General features: G+C 40.6%; 25 protein-coding genes and 2 tRNA genes. 15 read left to right on the top strand and 12 right to left on the bottom strand.

What is annotated here, in order from left to right; genetic code table 11:
• Positions 1-8: 8 nt before the first annotated feature.
• From GD631_RS15755 to GD631_RS15740, 4 genes are read left to right on the top strand one after another with little or no spacing between them, the layout of a single operon-like run.
• Positions 9-2,654 carry a hypothetical protein gene (locus GD631_RS15755; protein WP_185911492.1) on the top strand — a complete coding sequence of 882 codons (2,646 nt, stop codon included), beginning with the start codon at positions 9-11 and terminating at the stop codon, positions 2,652-2,654.
• Positions 2,655-2,663: 9 nt separating this feature from the next.
• Complete coding sequence (locus GD631_RS15750) at positions 2,664-3,044, top strand: hypothetical protein (protein WP_143258532.1); 381 nt, start codon at positions 2,664-2,666, stop codon at positions 3,042-3,044.
• Positions 3,041-3,535 carry an N-acetylmuramoyl-L-alanine amidase gene (locus GD631_RS15745; RefSeq protein ID WP_143258531.1) on the top strand — a complete coding sequence of 165 codons (495 nt, stop codon included), beginning with the start codon at positions 3,041-3,043 and terminating at the stop codon, positions 3,533-3,535. Before GD631_RS15750 ends, GD631_RS15745 begins: the two co-directional genes overlap by 4 nt.
• On the top strand, positions 3,532-4,035 hold the full coding sequence (locus tag GD631_RS15740) for a histidine kinase (RefSeq protein ID WP_143258530.1): 504 nt from the start codon (positions 3,532-3,534) through the stop codon (positions 4,033-4,035). The genes GD631_RS15745 and GD631_RS15740 overlap by 4 nt, the downstream gene beginning before the upstream one ends.
• A 48-nt stretch (positions 4,036-4,083) precedes the next feature.
• On the opposite strand, the gene GD631_RS15735 is transcribed toward GD631_RS15740, so the two are convergent.
• From GD631_RS15735 to GD631_RS15720, 4 genes are all read right to left on the bottom strand, one after another.
• Entirely contained in the window at positions 4,084-5,295 is a 1,212-nt protein-coding gene (locus GD631_RS15735) for a tyrosine-type recombinase/integrase (RefSeq protein ID WP_143258529.1), read from the bottom strand.
• Between the two features lie 122 nt (positions 5,296-5,417).
• Positions 5,418-5,491: transfer RNA gene (locus tag GD631_RS15730), tRNA-Pro, on the bottom strand.
• A gap of 37 nt (positions 5,492-5,528) precedes the next feature.
• Positions 5,529-5,603, bottom strand: a tRNA-Pro gene (locus GD631_RS15725).
• Positions 5,604-5,717: 114 nt separating this feature from the next.
• Positions 5,718-6,470, bottom strand: a complete 753-nt coding sequence (locus tag GD631_RS15720; protein ID WP_143258528.1) for a class I SAM-dependent methyltransferase — start codon at positions 6,468-6,470, stop codon at positions 5,718-5,720.
• A gap of 502 nt (positions 6,471-6,972) precedes the next feature.
• Between GD631_RS15720 and GD631_RS15715 the strand changes: the two genes are divergently transcribed.
• Positions 6,973-7,167, top strand: coding sequence for a hypothetical protein (locus tag GD631_RS15715; protein WP_143258527.1), 195 nt, complete (start codon positions 6,973-6,975; stop codon positions 7,165-7,167).
• A gap of 258 nt (positions 7,168-7,425) precedes the next feature.
• Here GD631_RS15715 and spt read toward each other — a convergent pair whose 3' ends face one another.
• Entirely contained in the window at positions 7,426-8,610 is a 1,185-nt protein-coding gene (gene spt / locus GD631_RS15710) for a serine palmitoyltransferase (protein ID WP_143258526.1), read from the bottom strand.
• Between the two features lie 220 nt (positions 8,611-8,830).
• Here spt and GD631_RS15705 point away from each other — a divergent pair, with 220 nt between their 5' ends.
• The 3 genes from GD631_RS15705 (at position 8,831) to GD631_RS15695 (ending at position 12,115) form a co-directional block, all read left to right on the top strand.
• Positions 8,831-9,856: a diacylglycerol/lipid kinase family protein gene (locus tag GD631_RS15705; RefSeq protein ID WP_185911491.1), complete on the top strand. Its 1,026-nt coding sequence runs from the start codon at positions 8,831-8,833 to the stop codon at positions 9,854-9,856.
• 109 nt (positions 9,857-9,965) lie between these two features.
• A complete protein-coding gene (aspS, locus tag GD631_RS15700) occupies positions 9,966-11,729 on the top strand; it encodes an aspartate--tRNA ligase (RefSeq protein ID WP_143258524.1) in 1,764 nt (587 codons plus the stop codon).
• A complete protein-coding gene (locus tag GD631_RS15695; protein ID WP_143258523.1) occupies positions 11,726-12,115 on the top strand; it encodes a GtrA family protein in 390 nt (129 codons plus the stop codon). Before aspS ends, GD631_RS15695 begins: the two co-directional genes overlap by 4 nt.
• 173 nt (positions 12,116-12,288) lie before the next feature.
• Here GD631_RS15695 and GD631_RS15690 read toward each other — a convergent pair whose 3' ends face one another.
• From GD631_RS15690 to GD631_RS15655, 7 genes are all read right to left on the bottom strand, one after another.
• Positions 12,289-13,173, bottom strand: a complete 885-nt coding sequence (locus GD631_RS15690) for a carbon-nitrogen hydrolase (protein ID WP_143258522.1) — start codon at positions 13,171-13,173, stop codon at positions 12,289-12,291.
• Between the two features lie 29 nt (positions 13,174-13,202).
• The gene (locus tag GD631_RS15685; protein ID WP_143258521.1) at positions 13,203-14,318 is read right to left on the bottom strand and encodes an agmatine deiminase family protein; all 1,116 of its coding nucleotides are present in this window, start codon (positions 14,316-14,318) and stop codon (positions 13,203-13,205) included.
• A gap of 87 nt (positions 14,319-14,405) precedes the next feature.
• Positions 14,406-14,948, bottom strand: a complete 543-nt coding sequence (locus tag GD631_RS15680; protein WP_143258520.1) for a ferredoxin domain-containing protein — start codon at positions 14,946-14,948, stop codon at positions 14,406-14,408.
• Positions 14,949-15,205: 257 nt separating this feature from the next.
• A complete protein-coding gene (locus GD631_RS15675) occupies positions 15,206-15,751 on the bottom strand; it encodes a GIY-YIG nuclease family protein (RefSeq protein ID WP_143258519.1) in 546 nt (181 codons plus the stop codon).
• Between the two features lie 100 nt (positions 15,752-15,851).
• On the bottom strand, positions 15,852-16,298 hold the full coding sequence (locus GD631_RS15670) for a zinc-ribbon domain-containing protein (protein WP_244983338.1): 447 nt from the start codon (positions 16,296-16,298) through the stop codon (positions 15,852-15,854).
• 574 nt (positions 16,299-16,872) lie between these two features.
• Positions 16,873-17,112: a hypothetical protein gene (locus tag GD631_RS15660; RefSeq protein ID WP_143258517.1), complete on the bottom strand. Its 240-nt coding sequence runs from the start codon at positions 17,110-17,112 to the stop codon at positions 16,873-16,875.
• A 22-nt stretch (positions 17,113-17,134) separates the two neighbouring features.
• On the bottom strand, positions 17,135-18,046 hold the full coding sequence (locus GD631_RS15655) for a helix-turn-helix transcriptional regulator (protein WP_143258516.1): 912 nt from the start codon (positions 18,044-18,046) through the stop codon (positions 17,135-17,137).
• 155 nt (positions 18,047-18,201) lie between these two features.
• Between GD631_RS15655 and GD631_RS15650 the strand changes: the two genes are divergently transcribed.
• The 7 genes from GD631_RS15650 (at position 18,202) to GD631_RS15620 (ending at position 25,015) form a co-directional block, all read left to right on the top strand.
• Positions 18,202-18,822 carry an ABC transporter ATP-binding protein gene (locus tag GD631_RS15650; RefSeq protein WP_143258515.1) on the top strand — a complete coding sequence of 207 codons (621 nt, stop codon included), beginning with the start codon at positions 18,202-18,204 and terminating at the stop codon, positions 18,820-18,822.
• A 51-nt stretch (positions 18,823-18,873) separates the two neighbouring features.
• Positions 18,874-19,668, top strand: a complete 795-nt coding sequence (locus GD631_RS15645; RefSeq protein ID WP_143258514.1) for an ABC transporter permease — start codon at positions 18,874-18,876, stop codon at positions 19,666-19,668.
• Positions 19,665-19,943 (top strand): hypothetical protein, encoded by a 279-nt coding sequence (locus tag GD631_RS15640; protein WP_143258513.1) that lies wholly within the window; start codon positions 19,665-19,667, stop codon positions 19,941-19,943. The genes GD631_RS15645 and GD631_RS15640 overlap by 4 nt, the downstream gene beginning before the upstream one ends.
• A gap of 409 nt (positions 19,944-20,352) precedes the next feature.
• Entirely contained in the window at positions 20,353-21,447 is a 1,095-nt protein-coding gene (locus GD631_RS15635) for a Nif3-like dinuclear metal center hexameric protein (protein ID WP_143258512.1), read from the top strand.
• A gap of 5 nt (positions 21,448-21,452) precedes the next feature.
• Positions 21,453-22,283: a zinc ribbon domain-containing protein gene (locus GD631_RS15630; RefSeq protein ID WP_143258511.1), complete on the top strand. Its 831-nt coding sequence runs from the start codon at positions 21,453-21,455 to the stop codon at positions 22,281-22,283.
• A gap of 168 nt (positions 22,284-22,451) precedes the next feature.
• On the top strand, positions 22,452-23,849 hold the full coding sequence (locus GD631_RS15625; RefSeq protein ID WP_143258510.1) for an efflux transporter outer membrane subunit: 1,398 nt from the start codon (positions 22,452-22,454) through the stop codon (positions 23,847-23,849).
• A 32-nt stretch (positions 23,850-23,881) separates the two neighbouring features.
• Positions 23,882-25,015 (top strand): efflux RND transporter periplasmic adaptor subunit, encoded by a 1,134-nt coding sequence (locus GD631_RS15620; protein ID WP_185911490.1) that lies wholly within the window; start codon positions 23,882-23,884, stop codon positions 25,013-25,015.
• Positions 25,016-25,102 lie beyond the last annotated feature (87 nt).

Below are 25,102 nucleotides of genomic sequence, written 5' to 3'. Positions count from 1 at the left end.
ACAAGGATATGGCAATATTAAGTAACGGTAAGTTTTATGGCTTCCTCTGTTCTGTATATGAGACTGGGCGGAAACTGGCGAATGGTGTTAAAGAGTACGCAGAAGATTTCGTGTCCGGATTTGCCGGGCACGGTTGGAAGATATGGGAATACGTCAAAGGTAAATGGAAATTTGAGATTGATACAATCGTAGTTCGTGAGACTATGCTTGTCTTTGAAATGTTGATAAGCAAAGTTAGAGCGATAATTGGTGCGCAAGCCATCACACAGGGACACGGGAAAGTAAAATCAGTCCGAATCTCTGATGATGGTACAGAATACCTTATCGAGTTGGAAGATGAAGATGTGAGTATTGTTGCACATGACTTCATACGCTGTCAGACATTCGTAGGTGATAAGACAAAACTTTATCATGTCGAAGTATCATCGGTTGATGTAGAGACAAAAAACTTGCACGTGTCTTTATCAGAATTTGATAAAGATGAATCCGGTAATGTTCTTAATGTTCCCGCTGCAGGTGATGAACTGGTACAGTTCGGTAATTCACAGAATAAAGCACGCCAGTCTGCAATTTATATGCATGCCGACGAAACAGGACAACCAGCCATTGACGTGATGTTTGATCTTGATTCTAAGAACTGGGATGGTAAGGTAAAGGTCCGTATGGGAGGTAATATTCCGGGTGGCAATGGATTGAAAGGGTTCTACAGTGTCAACGGTATGGTAAAAGCGGTGGATGATAAAGGTGCTGTTATTTATGAGTTGTCTCCTGATGGTTCAGTCAATCTTGGAAAGGGAAACATTGTGTATAGTCCTGCCACAAACAAAGTAACTCTTGGCTCAGGTGTAACCTTAAGATGGAATAACCTTGATGATGAATCTAAGGAAAATCTGAAAGGTAAGCCTGGTAATGATGGTTTAAGTATTAACTGGAAAGGAGAACTAGTTAGTCCACCTGCTAATCCGGAAGAAAATTGGGCTTATCGTGATACTAATACTGGTATAGTATATATTTATAGTGGTACAGAGTGGGTATTAATGGTAGTCGATGGAGATAAAGGAAGTGATGGGAATAGTGTTTATATAACGTATCATGATAGTGAAAAGGAACCTGAACGCCCTACAGGTGATGGAACTAAGAATGGATGGCATACAAATTCAACCTCATCCGTTGCTTGGATTTCTCAAAAGGTGGCAGAAAGCGTAGATTCTGGAGAGTGGGGCGGCCCTATAAGAGCAAAAGGGACAGATGGAAAGCCCGGACAAGATGCCAATCTTCTTCCCTGGATAGAAGATTGGGACAATAATAAAACACAGATCGGTAGTGAACATATCATTTCACCTAAAATGTTCGCAGGTACCAATACTGGGACATCAGATCAACCAATGCTAACAGGTATAGCTTTAGGTCGTGGAGTTGTGAATATGAATGGGGGCTATAAAACTGGATTATTCGGAATCAAAAATGGAAAAATAACTTTTGGAATTGATGCAGAGACAGGAGAAGCTATTTTTAGGGGGAAAGTGATAACGGGTGCTGAAAATGGCAAACGTATTGAAATTGCTCCTGAAACTTCAGATATAAAAATGTTTAAGGCAGATGGAACTATTGCAGGAGTTTTTGATGGAAATGAATATATGCAGATGGACAGCCTATTTAATGTAAAAGCCCCAACAATAAACTTAACTTCAACTATCCCTAATTACAAACAATATATTTCTGCTTCCAATAATAGGTATACAGAAGAAACTGTAGAAGTGTTACTTTCTGACTTGTTTGAAACACAGGGAAATGTATCTTTGCTATATATGGGTAAGGTTCAGATTTTCCAGAATATTGTTGTTAATACCACGTCTGGGTATCCTGTTTATTCATTTGGTAGAATTAAGGTAGGGCTCAATTCATATAGAGATAGTGCTAAAACCGAATTAATAAGTACCAGTTATTTATTAGAGATAGGTTCATCCCAAAATGGAACATATATTGATTTTAAAGATGACACTGTAATGGTTCCTTTGGAAGATGGATATCACCAACTTTTTATTAGCTATGAAATTTATATAACGCCTTGGCTAAAAGATACTAATGTATTGCTCCAACTTGTGAATTTTACAGCTAGAACAGTTTATTCTAATTATGTCTCTAAATATTATGCTAATGGTTTAACTCTTGGTACTTCTTCTGAAAATCTATTTTCATTTCAAAATAATAAAAATGGTAAAATTGAAGCAATACTATGTAATCCTTTATATGGAATAAAGTTTAATGAAACTAATCTAATGAGTAAGCGACAAGGAAGATGGGGGATTTTACCAAGTATTATATGTATTGGGCGTTATTATAACTCTAATGGTTCACTGAAGTGTTCTTCGTATGATGGGGCTGCACCTGCTTTTTATAAAATGGGCACAGGGAGATACTCTATTACTCTTCCTAGTAAATGGGTTCTTGAGGGAGTAAATCCGACAAATTGTTATGTTATGCTTACTGGAATTGACATAGAAGATGAAGCCAGCGAGATACAACAGGCAGTTGGTATTAAGGCTACGTTATGGCGATGGAATATGGGAAACTCTGCAGGAATATATATAGTTACTTCTGATTGTTCTCAAATAGTAGATGGAAACTTTTTATTTGAAATAAAATCTTGGTGAATAAACATTATGGAAAACTGGATAGCAATACTGGGAGCAATAGGTGGTACTTCAACAATCACATGGCTTGTAACCTTTTGGGTAAATCGTAAAACAAATGCTCGAAAGGAGGATGCTTCTGCTGACTCTATGGAAGATGAAAATGAACGTAAACAGGTGGATTGGCTGGAGGATCGTATTGCTCAACGTGATACAAAAATAGATGCTCTCTATGTTGAATTACGTAATGAGCAGAATGACAAATTAACTTGGATACATAAATGTCATGAGTTAGAGCTGCAATTGAAGGATGCAGAGCATAACCGTTGTGACCGTCCTGATAGTGAATGCAGCCGTCGTATTCCACCGCGTAGAGTTACAATAATTAAAGATAAGGAGGAAAAGAAATGAAAACTATTGATGCTATTATTATTCATTGTTCGGCTACAAAAGTCGGACAGGATTTACGAGCTAAAGACCTTGATCGGATGCACCGGGTTCGGGGATTCAATCAGATTGGTTATAACTTCGTCATTGACTTGGACGGAATGGTAGAAAATGGACGACCGCTTTCCATTGACGGCGCACATTGTAACACCAAAGGTTTTTCGGAATCTTCGTATAATAAACATTCTGTTGGTGTGTGTTATATTGGCGGACTGGATGCGTCCGGAAAACCTGCTGATACTCGTACTTCAGCTCAAAAGGCAGCATTACGTGAATTAGTCGCGAAGCTCTGTAAAGAGTATCCTATTATCGAGGTTCTCGGACACCGTGATACTTCGCCCGATCTGGACGGTAGCGGGGAAGTGGAACCAGCGGAATATATCAAGGCGTGCCCCTGTTTTGATGTACGTTTCGAGTTCTCCAACTTTTTGCGTAATACAGTGATCCGGCCATGAAAGCTCTGATTTATATAACCATATTGCTGACGTCAACAATATGGTTCACGTCCTGCAAGGCTTCTCGCAATATGGAAACTCAAAAGCAGATAGACTATTCAGGGGATTTTTTGTTTTTGCGAAACTTAATTGAATCGCTACGAGTTGATGTAAGTAAGCAGACGAAGGTTACTACTGATAAATTGAGTGATTTGAAGATTGAGAATAAAACAGTTTACTTGTCTGCTCCTGATTCAACAGGGAAACAACATCCGGTCAAAGAAAGTACTACTACTGCATATAAACAGGATCAGGAACGAACAGAAGTTGATGAAACATTATCTATTACTTTGCAACAGTTCTCTAATAGATTGGATTCATTGAGTTATAAAGTAGATGCTATGTTGAATCAGAAAGAAACTGTTGTAGAGTTATCATGGTGGGAACTACATAAAGATAAAGTATATATCGTTATAGCTCTGATAATTGTAGTAGTAGGAGTGTATAGCCGAAACAAATAATCTAAAAGAGGCAGCGTTCGTTGCCTCTTTTAGGTTGTAGGTTGTACGTTAGATATCGGGAAAATCATTTCTTATTTTATCGCTTTTTACAGCGAAGTTTCTTCTAATGTATCGTTCTGTAGTATCAATAGATTTATGACGAAAGTGCCGTTGTAGTTCCCAAGTATCAATACCTTCATTTACAAGTTTTACCCCTCCTGTATGTTTGAAACTGTATAATTTGTATTGATTTGAAATATTGAGTCGATCACGAATTTTATCAAACCTAAATCTAAAATTATTCTTTCCCAACATTGTTTTGCCAGGTACACCATTATGAGAGAATATATAAAAATCCTTGGGATGTGTATCGAGGTTCAAGATATTATATATATAGTCATATAATTGGCGTGGAATGTTTACCGATTCGGTCTGTCGATTCTTACTGATATCTTTGGGGACTGTTATAATGTGATTGTCAAAGTCTATGTCTCCAATTTGTAGTTGTCTGCACTCATTTGGACGGATGGCACAATAATATTCCATTTGACACACTAACCATAATTGAGGATCATGTTCCTTTATGTGCTTTGATAGTAACTGACGCTCCCGGTCAGGAATTGGTTTGGCTGCTTCATCTTTAATGCTCCCCATGTTAGGTATGTCATGTACCGGATTAGTATCTATAATCCTTTTTACCTTTAGTAAATAATCAAAGAAACCATGTAATATTTGAGTGTACTTTTTCACTGTTCTCTGGCTTACATCATGCTTTTCTACAATATAGCATAGAAATTCGCATATTGAATTCTGTTCGAAAAAACAAATGTTTTGTTTATCCAAACCAATTTGCTCCACCCATTCACAAAATATGCGGAGTTTGGATTTATAAGTCTGAAAAGAGTGAGGAATTACTTCTACTTTTTTTATTGCTAAGAAATCAGAGAGATATGTACGTATTCCGATAGAACCTTTTCTTTCATTACCCCATCGTTTAGCTATGTTCTGATATAATAGTTCATCGTTATAGCTGACTTCTTTTCCTAAGAATGGAATTTCCCCCTTAGTGAACTTCTCCTTAATCTCATTTATGATTTTTTCTGCGAATGCGTAACGTTCTTCTTTGGTCTTTAATTTTGCAAAACCATTATAGACCCGGAAACGTTTCATTTCTTCTGTTTGAGGATTGCGACATGAATACTCTACGAACCATGTTTTACTCAAATCGCCACCACAATCTTTTAGGTGTGGTAAGATAACAATAGACTTTTGTTTTGCCATAATAATAACTTTTAATTGTATATTGACGATTTACCAACTAAAAGACAATTATAGACACTTTGAAGATCGAGTTAAAAAGAATACATTTATGTTTGTAACTTATTGATATTCTTTTAATTTTGTCGGGATACCAGGATTCGAACCTGGGACCCCCTGCTCCCAAAGCAGGTGCGCTACCGGACTGCGCTACATCCCGAAATGCTTTATTTATCGAACTCCCTCTTTCTTTGTAGTCGGGGTAGCGGGATTCGAACCCACGACCCCCTGCTCCCAAAGCAGGTGCGCTAACCGGACTGCGCTACACCCCGCTACTTTTTTGAAGGGTTGTTCTTTTCAAAAGCGGTGCAAAGATAGGGAGTATTTTTTAATTAACAATAGCTAAACGAATGTTTTTTATCTATTATTTTTCAATGCCTTGAATCTCATAGCTTTGCGTCTTCACTTTTTTTCTTGGCAGAGATCAGAAGCATCATTGGACGCCGTAATTCATCTTTCATTCCCGGGATGGTATCCAGCAATCTTTCGTCCGGTTGTGGCTCTATAAGTTCGCATATCTCAAATCCGGTTTGAAGGAGTCCGTTTATATACGTAGTCAGCGTCTTGTGGTATTTGACAACCTCTTCGCCCAAGAAGACTGCCGTGCGCCTGCCTTCCGTAAAATAACGATCTACCGGCCAATGGATAGGCTTCCCGTCCTGGTCGTAATGCCATTCCTGATTGCCATAGGCTGTAAATACCGGATGTTCTACGGAGAAGACGAAGGCGCCTTCCGGAGTCAGGCAGTTATTGATTTTTTTGCATATATCTGTAAAAGACTCGAGATAATGGAAGGTTAGCGAACTGATGACAATGTCATAAGAATCCGGCTGGAAATCAAAGTCTTCGATAGCCATGCATTGATATTCAATGAGTGAAGAAGGATTTCTTTTCCGGGCTTCTTCGAGCATTTTCTCCGAAATATCAATTCTGGTAACGTGTGTCGCTCCGTGTTCTATCGCATAGGCGCAATGCCAACCGAATCCGCAGCCTAAGTCCAAAACTCTTTTCCCTGCAAAATCGGGGAGCATTTTCTGCAATATATGCCATTCTCCGGCTCCTTTCAGGCCTTCTACCGAACGGGACATTTGAGAATACTGACTGAAAAAATGGCTGTTATTATATTTGTTTTCTTTCATAATTTATTAAAAGGACAAGTTGAATGAAAACACAAATATATGATTTAATTTATATATTATAGAAAGGGTATACATAAATCAGGGCAACCGACTTAAAAGTTTGTTTCATCTCCGTGCGAGAATGAATAAACTATGCTATAGTTAATTATATCTCGCTACTATGCTACTTTTATTTTTTCTTCTTGCCTATATTATTTTTTTGATTGCCTAATGAGTTTTCGTTTGACAACTGTCAAGCGATAGTTCAACTTAAGTTAAGCGTTCGTTCGACAACTGTCAAACGAAAATTCATTAGGCTATGAAATAGATATTAATAGGGAAGCAATTACCTAAAAGTAACGAATGAAATCATTAGTGGCAATGGATTCAAAACAGTGCAGGAATGAACAAGTTATAGTGGTATATTTGGGCGTGGTTTCCCTGTACATATATCATCTGTGGGTATGAACTTTCCTTCGGTGTTTTCTGTTTTATAAATAAGAATTTTAAAATGAAAAGCCTTATGAAAACAAGAAAACAAAAAGAAACAGGTGAAAAAGAAGTACACTTGTTAGAGAAAAAAGGATATGAAAGAATGGTGAATGAAATTGTCCCTGTTCAACAGGCGGAGGTATATCGCAAGCCGACTCATAAAGCGGTCAAAGAGGCTGTTAAGGAGTTAAATCCGGATACAAATAGTCTGGGTAGCAGAGGATAAATCATCCTCTGCTACCCAGATTAATCATCGTGTTAAAGGATTCGGGAGACTTTCGGTGGTTTGTTCTGCCAAAGAATTTGCGAAGCTGCTCTTTAGTAAAGAAGAGGATGCATCGGGGGAAAGAGGTGGAAGTAAGCAGAGGCTCCTCCGTTTATAGTTCGATTTCCTGTTAGAGGGAGATAAAATAAAAGCCCGGCACATTGATTTGTGTCAGGCTTTATTTTATTCACCCGATAAGAGTGAGCTATTCTTTGTAGATTATAAAATATCCAGTGCTTTAAATGCCTTGGTTAGCTTTTCTACGGCACGGTCAATCTGGTCTTTCGTATGAGTTGCCATCAATGCCACACGCACCAAAGTATCTTGTGGCGCACATGCCGGCGGAATAACCGGATTGATGAATACACCCTCATCAAAAGCTATTTTAGTAACCATGAAAGTCTTTTCCGTGTCACGTACGTAAAGAGGGATGATAGGTGATTCTGTTGCGCCGATTTCAAAGCCAGCTTCACGGAAACGTTTCAATGCATAGTTGGTAGCTTCCCACAATGCTTCAAGTCTTTCCGGTTCATTCTGGATGATGTGGAGAGCTTCGAGAGCAGATGCAGTGGCAGCCGGAGTGTTGGATGCGCTGAAAATATAAGTACGTGCGTTGTGACGTAGCCAGTTGATGATAGAAGAATCAGCAGCGATAAATCCGCCGATGGAAGCCAGTGATTTGCTGAAAGTACCCATAATCAAATCAACTTCGTGAGTCAGACCGAAATGGTCGCAGACACCACGTCCTTGTTTTCCGAATACGCCCAGGCCGTGAGCCTCGTCTACCATGATAGTAGCGTTGTATTTATGTTTCAAGCGTACGATTTCGGGCAAGTTTGCCAAATCGCCTTCCATAGAGAACACACCGTCCACTATGATTAGTTTCACTGAATCCGGGTTGCACTTTTGAAGTTGCTTTTCCAGATCCACCATATCGTTATGCTTATATTTTAATTGTTGAGAGAAGGAGAGACGACGGCCGTCTACGATAGATGCGTGGTCGCGGTCATCGCAAATGATATAGTCATTGCGGTCTGTCAAAGCAGGAATAACTCCGGAATTCACAGTAAAACCGGTTGAGAAGCAGAGCGCTTCATCTTTGCCTACAAAGGCAGCCAGTTCTTTTTCCAACTGAACGTGCAAGTCAAGCGTACCATTCAAGAAGCGCGAGCCTGCGCAACCGGAACCATATTTATGCATGGCGTTGATACCTGCTTCAATTACTCTTTCATCTCCCGTAAGGCCAGTGTATGCATTGGAACCGAACATCAACACTTCGTGTCCGCCCATTTCTACCTCTGTACCCTGCTTTCCTTCTATCTCACGGAAATATGGGTAAACGCCCTGTGCCATAAACTTTTGTGGCAGGTCGTACTTAGCTAACTTCTCTTGTAATAATCCCATGAATTATAATTTTTATACTCATACTCAGATCGTTCGCTGACGATCTTACATCTTTTTATCTTAACAAGTGTTTAAAAACAGGGGGCAAAGATAACAAAATTTGCTTTTATCTGTTCTTTTTAAGAGAAAAAAGTTGCTCACATGTGATTAGAAACCTCTAATAGATTTAAAATTTAAGATATTTATATTACTTTTGTCGTCTACAATCGACAAGAATAGCATGAACGAAAGAATGAAAAAAATAAAATTCGTCGTCAATCCTATTTCGGGAACACAAAGTAAAGAATTGATTCTTAACTTGCTGGACGAAAAAATAGACAAGGCGAGATACTCTTGGGAAGTAGTGTATACGGAAAGAGCCGGTCATGCCGTAGAAATAGCTGCTAAAGCTGCCGAAGAGAAAACAGATATAGTAGTGGCTATCGGTGGGGACGGAACGATCAATGAAATAGCTCGTTCGTTGGTGCATACTGATACCGCATTGGGAATTATTCCCTGCGGATCGGGCAATGGACTGGCGAGACATCTGCATATACCGATGGAACCGAAGAGAGCATTGGAAGTGCTGAACGAAGGTTGCATGGACGTGATAGATTATGGTAAGATCAACGGTACGGATTTTTTCTGCACTTGCGGAGTGGGATTCGACGCGTTTGTCAGTCTGAAGTTTGCACATGCCGGTAAACGGGGGGTATTGACTTATCTGGAGAAAACCTTGCAGGAAAGTCTTAAATATGAGCCGGAAACGTACGAACTGGAAACGGAAAATGGAGTCTCCAAGTATAAAGCCTTCCTGATTGCCTGCGGAAACGCGTCGCAATACGGAAACAACGCTTATATCGCACCACAAGCTACCCTGACGGATGGTTTGCTGGATGTGACCATTCTTGAGCCGTTCACCGTTTTGGATGTTCCTTCATTAGCCTTTCAATTATTCAATAAAACAATCGATCAGAATAGCCGTATCAAGACTTTCCGCTGCAAGCAGTTGTGCATCCGCCGGACTACTCCGGGCGTCGTGCATTTTGATGGTGACCCCATGGAAACGGATGCCAATGTAAATATTCAACTGATTCAAAGGGGATTGCGCGTGGTAGTGCCGCGAGCATCGGAAAAAGACGCGGCCAATGTGCTCCAAAGAGCGCAGGAATATATGAATGGTATCAAATTGATGAATGAAGCCATCGTCGACAATATAACGGATAGAAACAAGAAAATATTGAAAAAACTGACAAAGAAAGTCTGATAAAATAACGGATTACTGACAGCGAATTACAAATTATTGCGTACTTTTGCGCAGTTTTGGTTCGATCAAAATAAAAACGCGAGTGATAATCGTTTAAATAAAAAAATATATGTTTAGAACGCACACATGTGGAGAACTTAGAATCTCTGATGTAAACAAACAAGTCACGCTGTCCGGATGGGTACAGCGCAGCCGTAAAATGGGAGGGATGACTTTCATTGACCTTCGCGACCGTTACGGAATTACCCAATTGGTTTTTAATGAAGAAATTAATGCTGAACTCTGTGAACGTGCTAATAAATTGGGACGTGAGTTCGTCATTCAAGTGACAGGAACGGTTAATGAACGTTTCAGCAAGAATGCAAACATTCCTACCGGAGATATTGAAATCATTGTTTCCGAACTGGACGTACTAAATACTGCCATGACTCCTCCGTTCACTATCGAAGATAACACGGATGGGGGTGATGATATCCGCATGAAATACCGTTACTTGGACTTACGCCGTAACTCTGTACGTTCCAACCTGGAACTGCGTCATAAGATGACAATTGAAGTTCGCAAATATCTGGATAGTCTGGGTTTCATCGAAGTGGAAACGCCCGTTTTGATCGGTTCTACTCCTGAAGGCGCACGCGACTTCGTGGTGCCGTCACGCATGAATCCGGGACAGTTCTACGCACTTCCGCAATCTCCACAGACTTTGAAGCAGTTGTTGATGGTTTCCGGTTTCGACCGTTACTTCCAGATTGCGAAATGTTTCCGCGACGAAGACTTGCGTGCCGACCGTCAGCCGGAATTTACGCAGATCGACTGTGAAATGAGCTTCGTTGAGCAAGAAGATATTATCACTACTTTTGAAGGAATGGCTAAACATTTGTTTAAGACTCTTCGTGGCGTGGAATTAAATGAACCATTCCAACGTATGTCTTGGGCAGACGCCATGAAATATTATGGTAGCGACAAACCGGATTTGCGTTTCGGCATGAAATTCGTGGAACTGATGGATATCATGAAAGGTCACGGATTCTCTGTATTCGATAATGCGGCTTATGTGGGTGGTATCTGCGCCGAAGGTGCTGCGACTTATACCCGTAAGCAACTGGATGCATTGACCGAATTCGTAAAGAGACCGCAAATTGGCGCGAAAGGAATGGTTTATGCCCGCGTGGAAGCAGACGGAACGGTGAAATCGAGTGTAGATAAATTCTATACACAGGAAGTGCTCCAGCAAATGAAAGAGGCATTCGGCGCTAAACCGGGTGATTTGATTTTGATTCTGTCTGGCGACGATGCAATGAAAACACGTAAACAACTTTGCGAGCTTCGTCTGGAAATGGGTACTCAATTGGGATTGCGTGATAAGAATAAGTTTGTTTGCCTTTGGGTGATTGACTTCCCGATGTTCGAATGGAGCGAAGAGGAAGGCCGTCTGATGGCTATGCATCATCCGTTTACTCATCCGAAAGAGGAAGACATTCCGATGTTGGACACTGACCCGGCAGCTGTACGTGCAGATGCTTATGATATGGTAATCAACGGTGTGGAAGTTGGCGGTGGATCTATCCGTATCCACGATGCGAAATTACAGGCGAAGATGTTCGAGATTCTTGGATTCACTCCGGAGAAGGCAGAGGCACAGTTTGGCTTCCTGATGAATGCCTTTAAGTATGGTGCACCTCCTCACGGTGGTTTGGCATACGGTCTCGACCGCTGGGTGTCTTTGTTTGCAGGATTGGATTCTATACGCGACTGCATTGCGTTCCCGAAAAATAATTCCGGACGTGATGTAATGTTGGACGCACCGTCTGCAATCGACCAGAGCCAGCTTGATGAACTGAATTTGATCGTTGATCTGAAAGAGGGCGAGTGAAAGAATCTGTACGCATATTCCGTTTTATAGTCATCGGTACAATGAACGCTTTGATTATGGCGTTGGTTGTATGGTTAATGATGAAAGAAATGTCATTTGACGGCGACTATATGGTGGCTAATATAACAGCGTATCTGATAGCTCAAACCCATAACTTTATCTGGTGCAAATACTGGATATTCCCCGTAGAAAATAAAAAGAATAGTATCTGGAAACAGATACTGCTCTTTTGTTCTGCTTTTGCCGTGGCTTACACCGCACAGTTTTTATTTCTTATCTTATTGGTAGAAGGACTGGACGTGAATGAATATCTGGCTCAATTCTTGGGATTGTTTATTTATGGAGGAGCTAATTTCCTAGCCAACAAGAAAATAACTTTTCAATGAAATAGTTATTAAATATAATATATAGGAAGGGCACGGAGTTTTTAATTTAGATTTTAACTCTGTGCCCTTCTTATTTTCTTATTGTAGGGATATTTACTGAATATCCTTTCTTATTTTCTTTAGGTAATAAACTTTATATAGAGAACTTCTGCAATAACTTTCAGTAGTGAACTTTAGTCGAGGAAGCGTTTGGTAAGTCCTTCGTATTCGTCAATCCGGCGATCACGGAGGAAAGGCCACCAACGGCGGACGTTTTCCGAGCGTTCCATATCTATTTCCACTACAATGTTTTCCGGATGATCGTTTCCGGCTTGTGCCAGGAATTCTCCTTGCGGTCCTGCTACGAAACTGTTTCCCCAAAATAGGATGCCGTTTGTCTGTCCGGAAGGATCGGGCTCGTGTCCTACACGGTTGACGGAGATGACAGGAAGACCATTGGCAACGGCGTGGGCACGCTGCGAAATAATCCAGGCGTTGAGTTGGCGGGCTTTTTCGTCGTCCGTGTCACTGCTTTCCCAGCCGATGGCGGTAGGATAAATTAAAAGTTCCGCACCTTTCAGTGCCATCAGGCGGGCAGCTTCCGGATACCATTGATCCCAGCATACCAGTACGCCCAGCTTTCCTAAAGAGGTTTGAATAGGTTCAAAACCGATGTCTCCGGGAGTGAAATAGAATTTCTCGTAGTAAGCCGGATCATCGGGAATATGCATTTTCCGGTATTTTCCCGCAATGCTTCCGTCGCGGTCGAACACAACAGCGGTGTTATGATATAGTCCGGGGGCACGTTTCTCAAAAAGAGAGGTGACAAGGACTACTTTATTGGCGGCTGCCAACTCGGAATAAAAGCCTGTGGATGGTCCGGGAATAGGTTCAGCCAGATCAAACAGGTTGGTGTTTTCTGTCTGGCAGAAATAAAGTGAATTGTGTAGCTCTTGAAGCACAATCAGTTGCGCACCGTGAACAGCGCAAGCCTCGATACTCTTTGCGAGGTTCATCAGGTTGACCCGAATATCTGCGGTATTGGATTGTTGGATGATTCCGACTTTTATCTTTTTCATGATGAATAATTACTTGATTAATTCATTTGTTATTTTATAACTCCCAATGGGTATTGCATGGTGACACAATGCAGAGAACCGTGTTGCTTAATCAGGGCACGGCAGTCTATTCCGATTATCTGATGTTCTGGAAATGCTTGTTGTAACACTTCTCTTGCTTTTTGGTCATTCGCTGGCTGATGGTATGTCGGGTAGAGAATAACTTCGTTCATAATCAGGAAGTTGGCGTAAGTAGCGGGCAGGCGTTCGCCGTCTTCTTCGATCTTGTCCGCCATCGGTAAGGCTAACAGGCGATAGGGTTCTCCTGCTAAGGTGCGGAATGTTTTCAGTTGTTCCTCCATTGCAAGTAATGCTTCGTAGTGTTCGTCTTCTTTGTCGTCGCATTTCACGTAAGCAATGGTGTCGGTAGAACAGAAACGTGCCAGGGTGTCGATGTGGCTGTCGGTGTCGTCACCGGCAAGATAGCCGTGGTCTAACCAAAGAACCTTTTGCAGGTGGAAGGTTGATTTCAGGTATTCTTCTATCTCTACCTGGTTCAGTCGCCCGTTCCGCTGGGGAGAAAGCAGACATTCGGAGGTAGTGAGCAGTGTGCCCATTCCGTCGCTTTCGATGGAGCCTCCTTCGAGAACGAAGTCGAGGTGGTCTACATACTGGCCTTTCAAGGCTCCGGCTTCTACCGCTTGTTTGGTGATTTGATTATCCAGTTCGGAAGCAAATTTCAGTCCCCAGCCGTTGAATGTAAAGTCGAGCAGGGAAGGGGTGCCGGTGTCTATCATGGTGATAGCTCCGTGGTCGCGTGCCCATGTGTCATTGGTGGCACATTCCAGAAAGCGGACATTACTCATGTTGACGGTAGCGGCTATCTGTTTTTTCACTTCTTCCGGTTCGGGAGTGACAATCAGTAGTAACTCTCGCTTCGCTATTTCTCTGGCTATGTTTATAAAACACTCTTGCACTTCTGCCAGCATGTATGCCCAGTCTGTACCGGCGTGTGGCCATGTCAACTGTATACCACTCTGCATATGCCATTCGGCGGGCAAATGAGGTGCTCTCATTTCTACCTGCACGGTCATGTTTTTGCCGAAATTCAACTGCAAATCTTTCTCCGAGCCACTTGGGCTGGGAAGTCCAACCATGATTCCCATTAGACTATTATCTATTTAGTTATTTATAAAATCAGTTTATTGTCTGCGTCAGTCGTCAGTGTGCCTGTTACGCATCATTACGTATTATTATGAATTCGTTTCCTGCTTTGGCTTCCGGTCAAAGAACGGATTCTTAGAAGATGCACTTACAGGAATGGCCATTACCATCTTGCAGTCTTTCAGCCAGTTCAGACGTTGTGCTGCCAGCCCGGCGGAGAACATCACACGTGTGTCTACACGCAAATCGGCGGCAGTAGCGCAGGCGGAACCTATGGCGATACCTACGTCTATGCTGTTCAATGCGCAGGGAACTCCTTCGGTACGTCCGGCGCAGGTGGTGAAGCCGCAATGACCGCAGTTTAAGCCTTGTGTCTGCTCGCGTGTTCCTATCAATACAACACATTCGGCACTTAAGATGTTGTCGGCATCACGAAGGAAAAATTTCATTCCGTGTTCTTCTACCATAGCTATCATAGTGTCCGATAGTTGTTTAATCTCTTCATCCGTGATTAGGGCCACTTCGATAATATCGATTCCTTTTCCTTTCGGAGCAGTACGCGCAGCCGTCATCATCTGGCGGGCTACTTGTAATACATGCTCATGACGGGTATCTCTTTCATTCAGTATCATAACCTTTTCTTGAATTAATTAGTGAGGCAAAGATAAATGAAAATTGGTAAAACGGAGCGAAATGATGAAAGAAATAGAGGCTGTAATTCTGTTTATCTAATCACTCCATTATACTATGAGGTAGATGAAGGGGATAGCTTATGTGTAAATGTCTATTGTAAATGTTTTATTCAGTTACCTGATATATAACAGATTGAGCTTATTAATGCGCTTAATATTCTCAATACTAAGTTGAAAATTATTCTTAGTTGATTTTATTATCTGTTAGCGATTTCTCTACAAAGTTCTCTTTTTTCACGAACAATAGACAGGACTTCCGGATTTTTATCAATATTGATAATAGGACGGTATTTTTTTATTAAATACTCTTCACAGGCTTCATCTCTTTCTTTTGTGATGATATAATTAACTAGTAAATTGTCGCTATTAAATTGAATAATCTTGTTTTCATCTGCCTTCTTAAACTTATAATTATATTTGTTTCTTTTATCCTTTAAAGATCCCTTAGGTGGTGTAAACCCTAAAATAGCTCCAATACTTCTGAAGAATGTACCATGACCTTTTGCTATAAGTTCTTGCTTCAAACGTTTTTGTAAATTATTGGCGATACCAATATATATAATATCATGCTGCCTATCTTTAAGTGCTATTCTACACGGTTCGATAAGTTGATCTACATTTTTGATTCTAATACAATAGATGCCAAAACAAGGTGGTGCATCTTCTATGCTTTTTACAGGATCTCTAAATTTTGCTTTATCTAAAAGTGTATTTTCAATCTCTTTAAATTTATTATTCTCCATATGCTTTCGTGTTATCTCAAATTTGATTTTTTTATTCCTTTCATTAGTTTGAGAGTCTTATTTATGTTGCTGAATTTACTTTAGAATAGAGCATACATTCTTAAAGAATAGAGTAAATCACAGCAGTAAATAGTACTCCCACTAATGTACCTATTAAGGCAGATTTTGCTTTTCTGTCATCATTATTCCATGAAATACAGCATAAGATTATTCCAATTAGTGGAATTATAAAACTTATAAATAAATAGCCTAAACTGATTCCTTTACTATTTAAGCTTTGTTCATTTTGAGGATATCCACAAAAAGGACAGCTTTGGGCATGACTTGAAATTTGTTTACCACACTCTCTACAATAAATAAGTGACATGTTATCTTTGGTATTTAGTGTCTTATTACTTTGGGTTATATTATATGTAATCAATTCTTTATCGCATTTGGGACATTTGAATATAACATCCGGTTTAGAAGGAGCTTCTATTGCATTCCTACAAAAGGGGCATTCAACCATTGAAGAATCAATCTTTTTTATTTCATTATTGTTTTCCATATAATCAAAGTTTATATTATTAGACATCTATTCCTATAAAATTTAAAAACGCAAATATCCAACATAACATGAATAAACAGAATAGCACTGTTAGAATTAAAAAGTCTTCATCATGTTTTTTTACACCAATTTTTCGAGAAAGAAGAATTCTAACTCCAATTTCAGGTTTGGGAATTGCCGAAATTTTTTCCATAAACATCCTATTTATAATATCATTTCGACTCCCTAAAATGAGGTTATACATAAAAAAGAAAGTGTGGAGTCGTCTGTTTATCTATCGGGAGGTTCTGGTAAACCTAAGGAACAAATAAACAATACCCCACACTTGTATAGATATGCGCATAGGTAACACATACGAAAATACAAGTGATGAGTGTTATTGTTATCCCTGTTCCTTTTGAAATTTACCAGATTTCCCGAATAAGGATAAAAGCAAAACACTTTCATCTAATAAAATGTAATGTCATATAATTGCTCATGATGACAGTGCAAATATAGATATATTTTGCAATATAACACTCTAGGGTATTGTTTTTTTTAGGTTTAAGTATAGTCTTCGTTAACAATCAATCTCTTACTCTATCAAATCTATCTCATCATCCATTTCTCCATGCTCATTGTCATATAAATAAGATTCAGGTATATAGTCAGACAAAACCAGTTTTTCATTCTGTGTTTCGTTTTCAATTTCTTCTGCAAGATCAATATTTACGTCAATATCATCGCAACAGGCGTAGTTGTCGCGATATTGTTGATTACGTTTCATTTCTTGCTGAAAAAAACTGCTACCAAATAATGCTTTAAATAGATTCATAGTTTTAATGTTAAACGTTATATTATAAATGTCTTTTTATTGCTTCCTCATAAATTTTCCGTATCCGTTCCCGAAGATGTAACGGCTCAATTACTGTAAGTGAACTACTACGTGAGAGCAATGCCATTACAAAATCATTAGTAATACGAAGGCGTAATCTGATTCGAAATTCCATCTCATTGTCCGTAATGATTTCTTGTGAATGATGCAAAGGAATCGATTTCAAGAAACTGCCATCTAATGCACTATAGCTTAGTTCAATATTTTCTACTGGAATATCTGTCTGATTCCAGATGCCGTAGCTGTCTTTAAATAAGTTGTTTGCATCAATATTCATATTCCTTTTGAAGGTTTCCTCATAAAGGATTTTGAGATTGCGGATACAGTCTATATTGAAAGTTTTTAATATGTTGTTGTCATAGGCGAGGAGATACCATCTTTGCTGGTCTTCTTTCAGATAATAAGGTAAGACTTTCTTTTTGCGTACTTTGTCTCCTTCACGTACATAAATATAACTGAATTCTACCGGGTGAAAGAATTTAATGGCTTTTATCAATGCCGGAAGACATTCACTGTCGTTTGGTCGATGATGTTCGGCAAGAACATAGGTGTGTAGGTTGGAAGTTTTGTCCAAAGCATTCAATAGGTCGAAGTTTAGCAGAAGCCGTTCGTACTGCTCCTTTTTCAAATCGTCTTCCTCATTGATATAATAACCGTTTTGTTTCTTATCAAAACAGATGCGGATACCAAATAGATCTTCTATATCTTTGAAGTCTCGCTGCAAAGTTCTTATGTCTACAGGTGTTCCATCTCGTTCTTCCATGCGATGTGTCACGTAGTTCTCCAATTCTTTACGCGGCACATACTGTTGCGGTCCTTTTAATTTATTGATAATGACCAGCAATCGTTGCATTCCTTCCCGTTTCTTGCCCATATTTGGTATTAATTTTAATTATCAAGAGCAAAGATAATGTCACGTGACGACAAAACATGTCGTTCTAAGAAAATTTCTAAGAAAACAAAGGGATTTTGATACGTATGCCCTTGTTTTTTTATACTTTTGGTGAAATTTTCAAAAGGTACGATTAAATGCTACATATTGAGAACATTTGTATTGCTTTTGGGACAGAGGTTCTTGTTTCCGGTTTTAATATGAAATTGGAAAGGGGAGAAACCGCTTGCATTGTAGGGCAATCCGGCTGTGGAAAAACTTCTTTGTTGAATGCGATAATGGGTTTTGTTCCGTTGAAAGAAGGGATAATCAGGATAGGAGGAATGGTACTGGATAAATCGACTATTGATACAGTCAGGCGGCAGATTGCATGGATTCCCCAGGAATTGGCATTGCCTTTTGAATGGGTGAAAGAGATGGTAGCTCTCCCGTTCGGACTGAAAGTGAACCGTTCTGCCCCTTTTTCGGAAGAAAGGCTTTTTGCTTGTTTTGATGAATTGGGACTGGAACATGAATTATATACCAAGAGAGTGAATGAAGTGTCGGGCGGCCAGCGTCAACGCATCATGCTCGCTGTAGCGGCTATGCTCAATAAACCTTTGATTATTATAGACGAACCGACCTCTGCTTTGGATGCCGATTCGACCGGTAGAGTCTTGTCTTTCTTCCGGCGACAGGCAGAAAGGGGAACAGCAGTGCTGACCGTATCGCATGATAAGGACTTTGCTTCGGGTTGTCATTATTTAATAGAATTGTAACGATTGGAGAGAACTCTAACACGAATCGGATAGAATTGTTAAGAATACACTGTGGGAACGATTGATATATCATATTATAATCTTTTTATAGGCTTGCTTCTGCTTGCCATTCCGTTCTTTTATCTTTGGAAGTTTAAAACGGGACTACTGAAACCTGCCCTGATTGGTACAGTACGGATGATTATCCAACTGTTCTTTATCGGCATGTATCTGAAATATCTCTTTTTATGGAACAATCCCTGGATCAACTTCCTTTGGGTGATAATTATGATATTCGTAGCCGGACAGACAGCACTGGTGCGTACCCAGTTGAAACGTCGTATCTTATTAATCCCTATTACGGTAGGATTTCTTTGTAGTGTTGTATTGGTAGGCTTGTACTTTATCGGTATTGTTCTTCAATTGGACAATATATTTAGCGCCCAATACTTTATTCCGATATTCGGTATCCTGATGGGTAATATGCTTTCGAGCAATGTGATAGCTTTGAATACTTATTATAGCGGATTGAAACGTGAGCAACAGTTGTACCGTTATTTATTGGGAAACGGAGCAACAAGGCAGGAAGCGCAGGCTCCATTTATCCGACAGGCCATTATTAAATCCTTCAGTCCGCTGATTGCGAACATTTCCGTGATGGGATTGGTAGCTTTTCCAGGCACAATGATCGGACAAATCCTGGGAGGAAGCAGTCCGAACGTTGCCATCAAGTATCAGATGATGATTATGGTGATTACTTTTACGGCATCTATGCTGTCGCTGATGATAACTATTTCATTGGCTTCACGCCGATCTTTTGACGCATACGGGAAATTATTAGAGGTAACCAAAGAACCCCGAAAATGACAGTTGCCGAGCAGATATTCCGTAAAGTAGCTGAAATATCTATTCCACATTTTTTTATAATAGTGGAGTTTTCGGCATCCGGCACTGAAATGCCGGAACATATCGAATCGTTCCTGCGGGAAAAGCACGAAGCAATTCTTCGTGGAGCCAGCGGACGTAAATTTATCTATAAAGAAGGAGAGTGGCGGCTTATTTTCACTTTCTTTCCTACCGACAGGGTAGTAGATGAACGGTATGCGCTGAAAAACAAAGTGCAGATGAAAAGCAAAAGCTAGACACAAATAACGGGTTATCTTTGCTTTTAGCTCTGGTTGTGAGCACATTATCCATATTTGCCCGATGAAAACAGCCAAAAGGCAAAAAGAATATACACTCTCTTTGCCTATTACCTATTGATAAAACTGAAAAATGAAATCAATTGTTTAATCTGAAACCGATGTGGATATAGTTAGAGTTTAGCGGAAGTCTTTCAGTTCTTCCTGTAATTTCTGGCGCATGAAGAAAATACGGCTCTTTACCACCTACCAAGTCTTTTCTGAAACTTAAACTTTTCATATGTGGTGTTTTATATCTTTTACGGTGGTCTCAAAAAATGGATAACGATAAATTCTCTAAAAAACGACCGTTTAGTATGATTATTCCTTTTTTATTTATTATATTTGCAGCCAAATTTTCTACCAAATAATGAAAATTAAGCAAATAGTAAGCGCCCTTGAACGATTCGCGCCTCTGCCATTGCAAGACGGCTTTGATAATGCCGGCCTGCAAATCGGATTGACAGAAGCGGAAGCAACAGGGGCTTTGTTGTGTCTTGACGTTACTGAAGCTGTGTTGGATGAAGCGATTGCGTTGGGATACAATCTCGTCATATCTCATCATCCGCTGATTTTTAAAGGATATAAATCCATTACGGGCAAGGATTATGTGGAACGCTGTATATTGAAAGCAATAAAGAATGATATTGTAATCTATTCAGCACATACGAATCTGGATAATGCACAAGGTGGGGTCAATTATAAGATAGCCGAAAAAATCGGATTGAAGAATTTGAAAGTGCTTGAGCCGAAAGAGAATAACTTGGTCAAGTTGGTGACTTTTGTCCCTTACGCACAAGCAGACGCGGTACGTGAAGCATTGTTTGCCGCCGGATGCGGAAATATAGGTGACTATGATTCATGTAGTTACAATCTGAAAGGAGAGGGAACTTTCCGTGCAAAAGAGGGAACGCATCCTTTCTGTGGAACAATCGGAGAACTGCACCACGAAGAGGAGGTGAGGATTGAAACGATTCTTCCTTCCTTTAAAAAGGCGGAAACCATCAAAGCTTTATTGGCTGCCCATCCTTATGAGGAACCGGCATTCGACATTTATCCGTTGGTGAACGATTGGTCGCAGGCGGGGGCGGGAATTGTCGGTGAATTGGATGAATCGGAGACAGAGCTCGAATTTTTGAGACGCATCAAGAAGACATTCGAAGTGGGGTGTCTGCGTCATAACAAGCTGATGGGAAGAGAGATACAGAAAGTAGCATTGTGTGGTGGTGCAGGTGCATTTTTGCTTCCACAGGCGATCCGGTCGGGAGCAGATGTTTTTATTACCGGCGAAATTAAATATCATGATTATTTCGGCCATGAAGAAGATATTCTGATGGCAGAGATTGGTCATTACGAAAGCGAACAATATACAAAAGAAATTTTTTATTCCATAATCCGGGATTTATTTCCTAATTTTGCACTCCAATTGAGTAAAATAAATACGAATCCCATAAAATATTTATAAGTAAAATGGCTAGAGAAGCAAAAAAAGATCCGAATGAGTTGACGGTAGAACAGAAACTGAAGACACTGTTCCAACTGCAAACAATGTTGTCTAAGATTGATGAAATCAAGACATTGAGAGGTGAACTTCCGTTGGAAGTGCAAGACCTTGAAGATGAAATTGCTGGTTTGAGTACCCGTATCGACAAGATCAAAGCTGAAGTGGATGAACTGAAATCTGCTATTGCCGGCAAGAGAGTAGAAATCGAAACAGCAAAGGCTTCAGTAGAAAAATATAAGTCACAACAAGACAATGTTCGCAACAACCGTGAATATGACTTCTTGACGAAGGAAATCGAATTCCAGACACTGGAAATCGAACTTTGCGAAAAGAGAATCAAAGAATATTCTGCTGATAAAGAAGAAAAAGAAGCTGAAGTGACAAAGAACGATCAGATTCTAAACGAAAGGCTGAAAGACCTGGAGCAGAAAAAGAGCGAACTGGATGAAATTATCTCTGAGACCAAACAGGAAGAAGAGAAATTGAGAGACAAAGCTAAAGACTTGGAAACTAAGATTGAACCACGTCTGTTGCAGTCTTTCAAACGTATCCGCAAGAACTCTCGTAATGGATTGGGTATTGTGTATGTACAACGTGACGCATGTGGTGGTTGCTTTAACAAGATTCCACCCCAGAGACAGCTGGATATCCGTTCTCGTAAGAAAGTAATCGTTTGCGAATATTGTGGACGTATTATGATTGACCCGGAATTGGCTGGTGTACAAATCGAGCACAAGGTGGAAGAAGCTCCGGCAACTACTACCAAAAGAGCTATCAGAAGAAAAACTGCTGAATAAAGAAAGCGGTTAAGTAGTAAGTAAAGTTACTATTTTGATATATAAAGTAAGCCCTGCAGCAATGCGGGGCTTTTTTGTTTTAGCAAGTGCCCATATGGGGAATCGAATCCGGTAAACAAACTTACCCTTTAGTTGTTATCTTTTCATTTCATAAAAACCTGAACTGATATGAGTATACGAATGTGGGGCACATCGCTCCTTATGTTTCTTTCGACTGTAACTGCGGTTGGACAGACTGCAAACCGTTATTTGAAAGCTCCGCTCCCTAACGATTGGGAAGAGAGCGGGGAAGTGTTTCAACAGATACTTCCGGTGGATGACCATTGGTGGAAGTCATTCCAAGACGCCAAACTGGACTCTTTGATAGCTCTGGCAGTAGATCGTAATTATTCCGTTGCGATGGCAATTAACCGTATAGCCGCCGCCCGTGCCAATCTTTGGATAGAACGCAGTAATTTCTTTCCTTCCATCGGACTGAATGCTGGGTGGACTCGTCAGGAAACAAGTGGAAATACCAGTTCGCTGCCTCAAACAACGGATCATTATTATGATGCTTCGCTAAGTATGAGTTGGGAGCTGGATATCTTCGGCAGTATCCGTAAGCGGGTAAAAGCACAGAAAGAGAATTTTGCCGCCAGTAAGGAAGAGTACACGGGCGTTATGGTTTCGTTGGCTGCGGAGGTAGCCTCAGCCTATATCAATCTAAGGGAATTGCAACAAGAGCTTGAAGTAGTGAAGAAAAATAGTGCTTCGCAGGAAGAAGTCTTGAAAATCACGGAAGTACGTTATAATACCGGGCTTGTTGCCAAGCTCGATGTGGCACAGGCTAAATCTGTGTTGTATAGCACGAAAGCCTCCATTCCTCAACTGGAAGCGGGTATCAATCAGTATATAACGACATTGGCCGTTTTGTTGGGAATGTATCCGCAGGATATTCGCCCGGTTCTCGAATCCGGCGGAACGCTGCCCGATTACATGGAACCGATTGGAGTGGGGCTGCCTGTTGATTTGTTATTGAGACGGCCTGATGTACGAGGTGCGGAATTGAGCGTGAATGCACAGGCAGCATTGCTCGGAGCCTCGAAAGCGGATTGGTTGCCGAAAGTTTTCTTGAAAGGATCATTTGGATATGCCGCCCGTGATTTGAAGGATCTCACCAAAAGTAAAAGTATGACTTATGAAATCGCTCCGTCATTGAACTGGACTATTTTCAGCGGAGGACAATTGGTGAATGCAACCCGACTGGCAAAAACGCAACTGGATGAAGCGATCAATCAGTTTAACCAGACGGTTTTGACTGCCGTACAGGAGACTGACAACGCTATGAATGCTTACCGGAATTCAATCAAACAGATTGTCGCCCTGCGGGAAGTGCGTAATCAAGGAATTGAGACATTGAAACTTTCACTGGAACTGTACAAGCAGGGGCTCTCGCCTTTCCAAAACGTACTCGATGCGCAACGTTCTCTGTTATCTTATGAGAATCAGCTGGTGCAGGCACAAGGGAGTTCACTTTTGCAACTGATAGCCCTTTACAAGGCTTTGGGAGGCGGTTGGAGAGAATAAAAATCAATCAATAAATATATAACCTAACAGATATGAAAAAACTGATGTATATCTTTCTTGCACTGCCTATATTGACGGGTTGCAAGGAGAAGAAAAGTACAGGAGCGATGGGAGGTATGCCAACTCCGGAAATTAGCGTGACCAAACCCATAGTGGAGGATATTACTTTGACGAAAGATTACCCGGGTTATCTGACAACTGAAAAAACGGTGAATCTTGTGGCTCGAGTGAACGGAACTTTGCAGTCTACCTCATATGTCCCCGGAGGACGGGTGAAACAGGGGCAACTGTTGTTTGTCATTGAACCTACCTTGTATAAAGATAAGGTGGAGCAGGCAGAAGCAGAACTGAAAACCGCCCAGGCGCAACTGGAATATGCCCGTAATAATTATAGCCGTATGAAAGAGGCTGTAAAGAGTGATGCTGTCAGTCAGATACAGGTGCTTCAGGCGGAATCGTCTGTGGCGGAAGGGGTTGCGGCTGTCAGTAATGCGGAAGCAGCTTTGAGCACTGCCCGTACAAACTTGGGATATTGCTATGTTCGTGCGCCGTTTGATGGCACTATCAGTAAAGCGACGGTGGACGTAGGAAGTTATGTAGGCGGCTCGTTGCAGCCGGTCACATTGGCCACTATTTATAAGGATAATCAGATGTATGCTTACTTCAATGTAGCTGATAATCAGTGGTTGACGATGGCTATGGATAACCAGCAATTACCGGTCAATCTTCCGCAGAAAATAATGGTTCAACTGGGAAAGGAGGGAACTGAAACTTATCCGGCTGCCCTCGACTATCTTTCACCCAATGTAGATTTGAATACAGGTACGCTGACGGTTCGTGCCAATTTTAATAATCCGAAAGGGATATTGAAGAGTGGGTTGTATGTAAGCATTACTTTACCTTATGGAGAAGCTAAAAATGCAGTGCTGGTGAAAGATGGTTCTATCGGGACCGATCAGTTAGGCAAATATTTATATGTTGTAAATGATTCGAATATAGTTCATTACCGGCATATTGAAATAGGGCAGTTGGTCGACGGCACTTTACGGCAGGTAGTGGGGGGACTTTCTCCACAAGAACAGTATGTCACAGAGGCTTTGATGAAAGTCAGAGACGGAATGAAGATAAAGCCTCTCCCTGATTCTCTCCCCAAAAGAGAGAAGTAGAGTCTCTTTGGTAACTGATTGACTAACAAATGAAATCAATAAAGGTGATGTACTTAAAACCGATTAATTAACAAAAGTAACTTTCTT

It is taken from the genome of Bacteroides luhongzhouii, from assembly GCF_009193295.2.
Lineage (GTDB): Bacteria > Bacteroidota > Bacteroidia > Bacteroidales > Bacteroidaceae > Bacteroides > Bacteroides luhongzhouii.
This window is presented reverse-complemented; position numbering and strand designations above follow the sequence as displayed.